The sequence below is a fragment of the Xenorhabdus stockiae genome (assembly GCF_002632825.1).
GTDB classification, from domain to species: Bacteria; Pseudomonadota; Gammaproteobacteria; order Enterobacterales; family Enterobacteriaceae; genus Xenorhabdus; species Xenorhabdus stockiae.
The window spans coordinates 1-8564 of the sequence record NZ_NJAJ01000066.1 but is presented as its reverse complement, the minus strand read 5'-3'; the positions used below and the strand labels follow the sequence as shown (position 1 = coordinate 8564).

General features: G+C 45.8%; 9 protein-coding genes and 1 pseudogene. 8 read left to right on the top strand and 2 right to left on the bottom strand.

Going from position 1 to position 8564, the window contains the following annotated elements; all coding sequences use genetic code 11:
- Positions 1-195: 195 nt before the first annotated feature.
- Positions 196-594, top strand: coding sequence for an antiterminator Q family protein (locus tag Xsto_RS19415; RefSeq protein ID WP_099126146.1), 399 nt, complete (start codon positions 196-198; stop codon positions 592-594).
- Between the two features lie 706 nt (positions 595-1300).
- Positions 1301-2065: a Thoeris anti-defense Tad2 family protein gene (locus Xsto_RS19410; RefSeq protein WP_099126145.1), complete on the top strand. Its 765-nt coding sequence runs from the start codon at positions 1301-1303 to the stop codon at positions 2063-2065.
- 275 nt (positions 2066-2340) lie between these two features.
- On the opposite strand, the gene Xsto_RS21720 is transcribed toward Xsto_RS19410, so the two are convergent.
- Positions 2341-2496, bottom strand: a complete 156-nt coding sequence (locus Xsto_RS21720) for a hypothetical protein (RefSeq protein ID WP_169926704.1) — start codon at positions 2494-2496, stop codon at positions 2341-2343.
- A gap of 246 nt (positions 2497-2742) precedes the next feature.
- On the opposite strand from Xsto_RS21720, the gene Xsto_RS19405 reads away from it, so the two are divergent.
- The 5 genes and pseudogenes from Xsto_RS19405 to Xsto_RS19380 form a co-directional block, all read left to right on the top strand.
- Positions 2743-3051 carry a phage holin family protein gene (locus Xsto_RS19405; protein WP_099111981.1) on the top strand — a complete coding sequence of 103 codons (309 nt, stop codon included), beginning with the start codon at positions 2743-2745 and terminating at the stop codon, positions 3049-3051.
- A gap of 223 nt (positions 3052-3274) precedes the next feature.
- A complete protein-coding gene (locus Xsto_RS19395; protein WP_099126143.1) occupies positions 3275-3676 on the top strand; it encodes a structural protein in 402 nt (133 codons plus the stop codon).
- Complete coding sequence (locus tag Xsto_RS23045) at positions 3673-4128, top strand: lysis protein (RefSeq protein ID WP_099126142.1); 456 nt, start codon at positions 3673-3675, stop codon at positions 4126-4128. The genes Xsto_RS19395 and Xsto_RS23045 overlap by 4 nt, the downstream gene beginning before the upstream one ends.
- Positions 4125-4310, top strand: a complete 186-nt coding sequence (locus Xsto_RS19385; RefSeq protein ID WP_099126141.1) for a hypothetical protein — start codon at positions 4125-4127, stop codon at positions 4308-4310. Before Xsto_RS23045 ends, Xsto_RS19385 begins: the two co-directional genes overlap by 4 nt.
- A 238-nt stretch (positions 4311-4548) precedes the next feature.
- Positions 4549-7305: pseudogene (locus Xsto_RS19380) on the top strand (TipJ family phage tail tip protein); the annotation flags it as partial.
- A gap of 11 nt (positions 7306-7316) precedes the next feature.
- Here Xsto_RS19380 and Xsto_RS21715 read toward each other — a convergent pair.
- Positions 7317-7568 (bottom strand): hypothetical protein, encoded by a 252-nt coding sequence (locus tag Xsto_RS21715; RefSeq protein ID WP_169926703.1) that lies wholly within the window; start codon positions 7566-7568, stop codon positions 7317-7319.
- Positions 7569-7647: 79 nt separating this feature from the next.
- On the opposite strand from Xsto_RS21715, the gene Xsto_RS19370 reads away from it, so the two are divergent.
- Positions 7648-8250, top strand: coding sequence for a hypothetical protein (locus Xsto_RS19370; protein ID WP_141554546.1), 603 nt, complete (start codon positions 7648-7650; stop codon positions 8248-8250).
- Positions 8251-8564 lie beyond the last annotated feature (314 nt).

The window sequence follows — 8564 nt, the reverse complement described above, 5'->3', positions numbered from 1 at the left end:
TCATTTTTATTAACTATATGAATTTTAATTATTTACATTTTTAATTTGAGACAACATGAGACAACAAACAGTGCATTTGAGACAACACCGTATTGCCGGAAAAGGGAGGCAGTAGAGGCATGTTGAAAGTATTTAATCAGTTACACTGTCAGAAAGAAAATAGCGTCATGGGTCAGCTGCTGAGGGAGAGTGTAAATGCGTAATATGCAGATGATATTAAGCCAGTGGGGCGCATGGGCCGGTGATGGTCATAGTGCGGTTGACTGGGCACCCATTGCGGCCGGATTTAAGGGATTGACACCCAGCACCCGAAAAAGCCGCATCCAGTGTTGTGATGATGACGGGTTTGCTATCGATGCAGCCGTTCTGCGGTTGAAGAAACATAATCCGTATTCCTACCAGCTCATCGTATTGCACTACATCAAGGCACTGCCACTCAGACCGATGGGAATTAAGTTGGGTATTTCTCATAACGAAGTCGCCAAACGGTTACAGGCCGCCGAGGGATTTATTGAAGGTGTACTGGCTGTTTCGGATGTGGTTTTGGAGCTGGATAAATGTGCACAAAAAGAAATCATTGATAAGGTTGCGTAATTACAAAAGTCAGTATATTGTGATAAGAGTGATAGCAATGTCACACAGCTTATTAATTTAGACCTCGCTCAGTGCGAGGTTCTTGCTTATAAGGCACAAAAGCACCCCAATATTTGAGGTGCTCAATTTTGAATTTTAGTTAAATTACTTCATTTTCCTGTATGTGAAGATGGCATAAAACATTATGAATAACCCGCCAATAATCAGGGCTGAGCCTAACCCAGCACTACCGAAATTTTCATACAGTGGGTAAAGAATTCTTGGAATTCGGGTGATTTCTTTTTCGGATGTAAAATGAGTTATACCGTAAATAGTAAACCCTATCCCTAAGATAAATATAATTAACAACCTTATTTTAATATTCAATTTTTTAACCTTTTTGAGTTAATAACCTGACATTCTAAATGTTAGGAATGCTTGTGTATCATTACATACAGTGTGATTATAATGTTGTGAATTTATGACAGTCAAAATAAGCTTCATTAATAATTTAGGGGGCACTGTCAGCACCAAATTTCAAATATACACCTCACTGAATCACGCACTCGACTAACAGATAAACTTTATAATGCGCCACCTTATTTTAAGGCGTATTGATTCTGTTACAGGCTATTCAATTGAGATAGGAACCTGACCTCAGTAATATTAACTGGCTAGTTAGCAGTAGGATGAAATGACCTTTAACGAATAATAAAGTGAGGTGTTTATGTCTGATGTTAATAAGCTGGATGATAAACAATGCCCGTTTGATCCGGAGCAATATAAAGCTCATGTTAAGGTTAGTTACACGATTGACAATGACATAGCAGCTCCAGTTGGCTCCTTGCCTTGGGCGCTAATTCAGGTGTATTTGGGAAAGGTGGTGGGACGTAGTAAATGGGGCGTAAATGAATACATACGACTTTCTGCTAAAAATGATAGCAAGACCCCTGCCCATATTGAAAAGCATGATCAGCAGAGTTTTCCATATGATTGGGAACCAACCCCTGAAGATTTGATGGCCTGTGATTGGGAATTAGTGAAGATAAAACCAAAACCAAAACCAGTTGAATGTATGCTGTCTTTTGATCTTATGATAGGGACTGGACAATTTAATGACGGCGGGGGTCAAGATTGGGGATATTTGACCAAAGGTGGGTATTTAGGTGGGGGTGTATCTACTTTTGGCACTCTGACTAATCTTCAAAGCACTATAGGTATTGGAAACATCTTAGAATTTATGTTGTCTGAATCTCCCATTGGTACTTTTGATTTTATACAATTACAAGTTGACACCCAAAACCAGTCAGGCTTAGAGAATAAAGCTCTTGAAGTAGTGGTTAATGGCTCAACTTATAATCTGGTTGCCTCCAAAAATTCTCTTACAACTGATTTTTTGTATTACTCTGACGGTGCAAAACAACTAGGCGACTTCCTGAAACAAAACGTAGGCAATACAACTCCAATTCATTTTTGCTTCAACTGGAAATAAATCTACACACTGATTTCAAGGCTGCTTAATGCGGCCTTTTTGTTTTCTGCAACGGTAAGGTGTCTTTTGATAACACTTGTTATCCTTGCTCAGCATGGAGAAGGCATCTTAACCCTTGTGGAGAATGCTAGGGCTGACTGGCTGCTTAGATACTGTGTGCTTAACTGCTACCTGAAAGACTGACCTATATTCACTTATTGTGTGCGGGATGGTATGACTTGGTGCCTCATGTCGGAGATCAGTGCCGACCTCCACAATCAGTCGTCAATTTAGAGTTACTCTTGTTTTTCTGGGGAGTTTTCTTTTTTAAGTTCAGAATTCCTAGAAATAGTAATTCTATTGCAATCTAAGCACACTGTATTTTTAGCAGTCTCGCCATCATATAGATATGCATTGGGACTACCGCAGTCAGGGCAAATAATTTCTTCCATAAAAGAACTCCGTCATTTTTAATATATTGAGATTGCTACAGTATCAACTATTTGAATATGTAACCAATAGCTTATTTTATTATTAGTTAAAATAAACAAGAAAAATTAACTTTTCCCAAATTTGCCACCGCAATCACTCCCATAACCTCAGTATTTCTATTGCGGCTGGCAACCTATTCACTACAACTCACAGGGGCGACCATAGACTCACCCCACGGACGCCCATTGTTCTGATGGGGTGGAAATATGCGTATGCCAAATAAAGACCCAAGCAGCTTTGAGTTATCTCAATGGCTGATACTTTTGTTGCTTTCTGCGTGGGGCGGGATAGTCCGCTACATCATTGATATAAAAACCAGCAACGCCCGCTGGAGTTGGCTTGGAGCATTTGCCCAAGTCATTGTTTCAGGATTTACCGGACTGATAGGCGGATTTATCAGTTTGGAGGCAGGGCTGAGCTTATACATGACATTCGCCAGCGCAGGCATGTGTGGGGCAATGGGAAGTATTGCCCTCACGTATTTCTGGAACCGACTGACAGGTGCTCACAGATGATTAAGGAAATATACGGTGTGAAGATATTTCCACTGGTTGTAATGTTTTATCAGGTTCGCCGTTGGTGGGTGCTGCGTGTATGGCGGAAATATTGGCATTCAGATCAATGTGTTCGTAAGCAAGTCCGTTATTCCAAGAGGTTAAGTGATGAATTCAGCTTTGAAAGAAATTATCGACTTCTTAAGTTATTTATAAGAACCGACCAAAAAAGAGGGATTATCTAATGACGAGAGGCATTCGTAACAACAATCCCGGCAACATTGACTACAACAAAGCGAATAAGTGGCAAGGTCTATTGCTCCATGATCCTAAGATTGAATCTCGGTTCTGTCGGTTCGAGTCACCGGAATATGGTATTCGGGCACTGATGAAACTGCTGTGTAATTATCATAAGGGTGGACACAACAGCATATCCAAGATTATCAATCGCTGGGCGCCTTCAATAGAAAATAACACTACAGCTTATATTAACGGGGTTGCTAAGGCGCTTAATGTTGATCCGTTCGATAAGATTGAAGTCAATAAATCCACGCTGATTGCTTTGTCCAAGTCTATTATCCGGCATGAGAACGGAAAGCAACCTTACTCTGAGGCAACGTTTGAAAAAGCGTTTGAGCTGCTATGAGTTGGAAATTGAATGCATTTATCGTCATCGCTGTGCTCCTACTGGCCGCACTATGGATAGTAGCAAAAGGTTATCAGGAGCTAGGCAGGAAATATAAAGCGCTGGTTGATGATTTTGCAAAACAAAATGTCATCATCACCACCCAGCAAGAGCGCATCCAGCACCTCGCTGAACTGGACAAAGCCCACACTCAGGAACTCGCCAATGCCAAGACTGAAATCAACACTCTTCGGGCTGATGTTGCCGCTGGTCGTCGCAAGCTGCGTATCAAGGCCGCCTGTCCTGTGTCTGAAACCACTCCCTCCGGCAGCGTGGTCAATGCAACCACCGTCGAACTCCCTAGAGAAACTGGATCAGATGTTCTCGATATCCGAGAAGGCATCATCAACGACCGGGCAAAACTGAGATATTTGCAAGATTATGTTAAGGCTGAGTGTAGGAGAGAAAAATGATTGAAAACCAAATACCCACAGCAGTCATTGAATACCGTGTACAAGCCAATCAATCATCATTCTCACAGTCATTGTTTAGGCTGTATTGTCTGGCGTTGCAGTTAGAGAAGGTGATGGATGAAATGCAAGAAAGAGCGAAGGTTATTCGGGCAAATAATACACCATCACCCCAGAGCAAATAATTCTGGGGTTGCAGGAGTATGTTAGGGGCGCTTGGATTATCGAATATTATAATTTCCCGACATCCTAAAATAAGTCATTATTCCTGCTGCCACAATGTCGCTGTGGCGAGCCTGCACTGTCTGCGTAAAATTTGCATATGTGTCATCGACTATGTATGGAAGTATTTCTTGCTCGTAAATTCTCTGATTTATATCGCAGCGGTGAGGATATAAAACTAATCCGTGAGTAAGTACCGTCGGTTATCGCATTGATTACGCCATTGAGTTATCGACTGATGGCGGCAGTTACCAGACCGTCATTGACACCCATATCGACAACAAAACCACCACCTTATATGAGCGTTCATACCGTATTGATCTGCCGGATGCCAAAACCAGCTGGACTGTCCGGGTTATCAGAAAAACAGCAAACAGTACCAGTGAACGCATTGTTGATAAAATGAACGTCATGGCGTTCACTGAAATTATTGACGCCAAATTACGTTACCCGAATACCGCTTTGCTGTACGTTGAATTCGACGCCCGGTTATTTAATGGCAATGTGCCGCTGATTTCATGCAAACCCAAAGGGCGTATTATTCGCGTACCGGCTAATTACGATCCGGTCAACCGCACGTACAGCGGCATCTGGAACGGCACGTTTAAATGGGCGCACAGCAATAACCCGGCATGGGTGCTGTATGATCTGTTACTGAATGATGTATGCGGACTCGGTGACAAAATAGACCGGACACAGGTTGACGAAACCGAGTTGTATCGTGTGGCGCAATACTGCGATCAGCTTGTCCCGGACGGGAAAGGCGGCACCGAACCGCGATTTACCAGCGATGTTTACATTCAATCACGCGAAGAAGCGCATAAGGTGCTGACTGATATCGGGGCGATATTCCGGGGTTCGGTTTACTGGGGCGCGAATCAGTTCGTTGCCACGGCAGACAGACCGGACGACATGACCTATATTTTCACGCAGGCCAGCGTTATCAATGGTGAATTTATCTACAGCAGTGGCAGCGAGCGCAACCGAAGCACCGTTGCCATGGTGAGCTGGTCAAACCCGGACAACCATTACAAAGACGAAGTTGAGGTGGTTTCAGACGACGGCTTAATCCGGCGCTATGGTATCAATCAGATTGATATCGCCGCCATTGGCTGTACCCGTCAGAGTGAGGCACAACGCCGGGGAAAATGGGCGATCCTGACTAACTCACGCGATACCCTGATTTCATTCCGTGTAGGACTGGATGGTCAAATCCCCATGCCCAGTCAGATTATTGGTGTCGCGCATAAAAACAGAGCCGGGCGCGTGATTGGTGGCCGTATTCAGTCGGTTGATAATCGTAATATCACACTGGACAGAACGCCGGATGTGAAAGCCGGGGATCGCCTGTTGGTCAATTTACCGACAGGAAAATCAGAAGGCCGGACGGTACAGGCCGTGAACGGCAATACGGTGACTGTGACGACAGCATACAGTGAATCACCGGTATCAGATGCAGGCTGGGCGGTGGATGCCGATGATTTATTTATTCAGCAATATCGCGTCATTGGTATCAAAGATAACAACGATGGTTCGTTTGAAATCAACGGTATTTATCACGATCCTGATAAATATGAACGCATTGACACCGGCGCGAGGATTGATGAGAGACCGATTTCTGTTATTCCGGCCAGTGTCCAATCACCACCGGATTCGGTCACGCTTCAGGGTTTTTCTTTTGTTCAGCAGGGTATCGCCACCACGACCGTCATGATCTCATGGGCGAAAGCCGATGGAGCCGTTGCTTATGTGGGTGAGTGGCGCAGGGACAGCGGTAACTGGGTGACCATTCCCCGCACCTCATCACCGGAATTTGAAATACCGAATGCGTATTCGGGTCGCTATCAGGCCCGTATCAAGGCCATAAACGCATTTGATATACCCAGCTTATTTGCTTCATCCGAAGAAGTGAATATCAAGGGCAAAGCCGGTGAGCCGCCTGCGCCGTTAGGTTTTAAAGCCACACCGATTGTGTTCGGTATCCAGTTAGACTGGGGTTTTGCCCCTCACACGGACGATACGCTGAAAACCGAAATCCAGTACAGCCCGACGAGTGACGGCGAGGGGTTAATGTTACTGGCCGACATTCCTTACCCACAAAAGACCTATGTGATGCAGGGACTGGCCGCCGGCGTCGCGTTCTATTTCCGTGCCCGACTGGTGGATAAATCCGGTAATCAATCCCCGTGGACCGACTTCTTGCGCGGTGAATCCTCCACGGATGCGAGCTGGATTATTGATGCTGCCGGTAACCAGTTCCTCAGTGCGGAAGCGGGAAAACGCCTGCAATCGGACATCAATTTTACCAATGAGGCGATTTTAGGGAATGCGGCCCTGATTGGTTCCGTAGTCCAGCATCAGCTGAAAGAAAATGGCGAGATGCGCGCAGAGATACTGGAAGTCAGAACCACCCAACTGACCGACCAAAAAGCCCTGGCTGAAAAGCTGGAGAAAGTGCAGGTCGATGTCGGTAAAAATGCGGCGGCTGTCCAGACCAAAGCGACGGCGGTATTTGATATCGACGGGAACGGATATGGGATTTATGACGTTGGGGTCGGCGTCAAGTACAACGGTCAGTTCTATAAAGCCGGGATGGTGATTGGCGCTGAGATGAAGAACGGTAAGGTGATGACCAACATTGGGTTTAACGCCGAAAACTTCGGCTGGTTTAACCCGGTTAACGGGAAAATGGAGCCGTTTATGGTGGCGAAAAATGGTCAGTTATTTGTACAGGATGCTTTTATTGATGTGGCGAATATTCGCAAGCTGGTTGTCGGGGATGAAATTAAATCCGCTAACTTCGATCCCCGGAACAGAACCGGATTCAGGCTGGATATGCGCACGGGGGAAATGACCAGTTACGGTCAGGGTTCAGGCGGTTATTGGGTCGAAACCAACAACCTGAAGCAACTGTTTGACAGTCGCGGCCGGTTACGTATCCGAATGGGGTTTTGGTAATGGGCATGGGATTAGAGATTTATGACGAGCAGGGGCGGGTGATTATCACCACGAATAACATCATTCCGCGCTTTCTTGGGACGCATATGATCCCGCTGAGCAAGTCCGGTAGCCTGTATTTGCCGGGTCTGAGTGAGGGCGGCAATGTCACTGCCCGGTTCTTTCTGCGTATGCGTAGCTCCGGGGGCTCCGGGATTCAGATTGCCCAGCTCAGCAATGAGTTCACCACGTTCAGCGTCTCTGGCAGCACCTTCAGCTATCACGTCGATTATGACACCTATCGCTGGGAAAACATGGGGCGTGGGGGCGGACAATCCAGTCCGTGGGCGGAAATGCAAAACGTTGTCACGATTTGGGCGATTTAAGATGCTGGGATTAGAGTTTTATACCGATAACTGGCTGGTGCAACTGTCCGATAAAACGCCGTCACTGGGCTTTCTCAGAAAGGCCGGAGCGGATGAAAGCAATATCGGCTGGGACGAGCGCTACTATAACTATGCCGAAGTGTACGGCGCAGGCGGGAAGTATTTCTTTGCGCCTATCTCACAACTGTCCGTCTGGGGTAACAGCGGACTGGAGGTCTACAGTGAGCGCGGGGAGCTGATGTTCTCGTCGGCCATGAAATTACTGTCGTTTGTGCGGTCTTTTTATGTCGATGTACCCAATAACCAACACCGACCGTTTGTGCATGCGGGAGAGGCCGGGCGGCGTTATGGAGTTATGCTGATAAAATCCCAGTCTCGCCAGCACTATAAAAATGTCCGGTTCTCGCCGGGGGCCGATAATCCGCCTTTTTATGATGATGAATGGGATTATGATGTGTATGTCGAGTCATTCAAGCCCCGGTATGGCGATGGCCGGATTGAACTCGCTTATACCTATAACTATCTGCGTCGTGAGGCCAGCCCGAGCGACCCCGGCACATGGCGCGCCCACCGCCCTTAATGGAAGGCTTTATCGTCGATTTAACCATGATAGAAGGTTAATCCTCTCCGTTTTATTTATGTCAGGAATTCATCACCCCTCGTAGGTATCAAGAATTTTCGACATACGTGCAGCGCCTTTTTCAGTCCAGAGTGTCAGTAATGATGTATGTTTATTAACCGAGTGAATATCTTTCACTTGGTTGCTTGCCCTTCTTAAAAGAGTACAGATAACTAGGGGCTGTGGATGTTTTGTGAGGGGAATTGGAACGGCATGATGATCTGGTATCCTTGTTTTCGCCAAAAAACCGTTACCTTGAGAACATCATGCCAAGA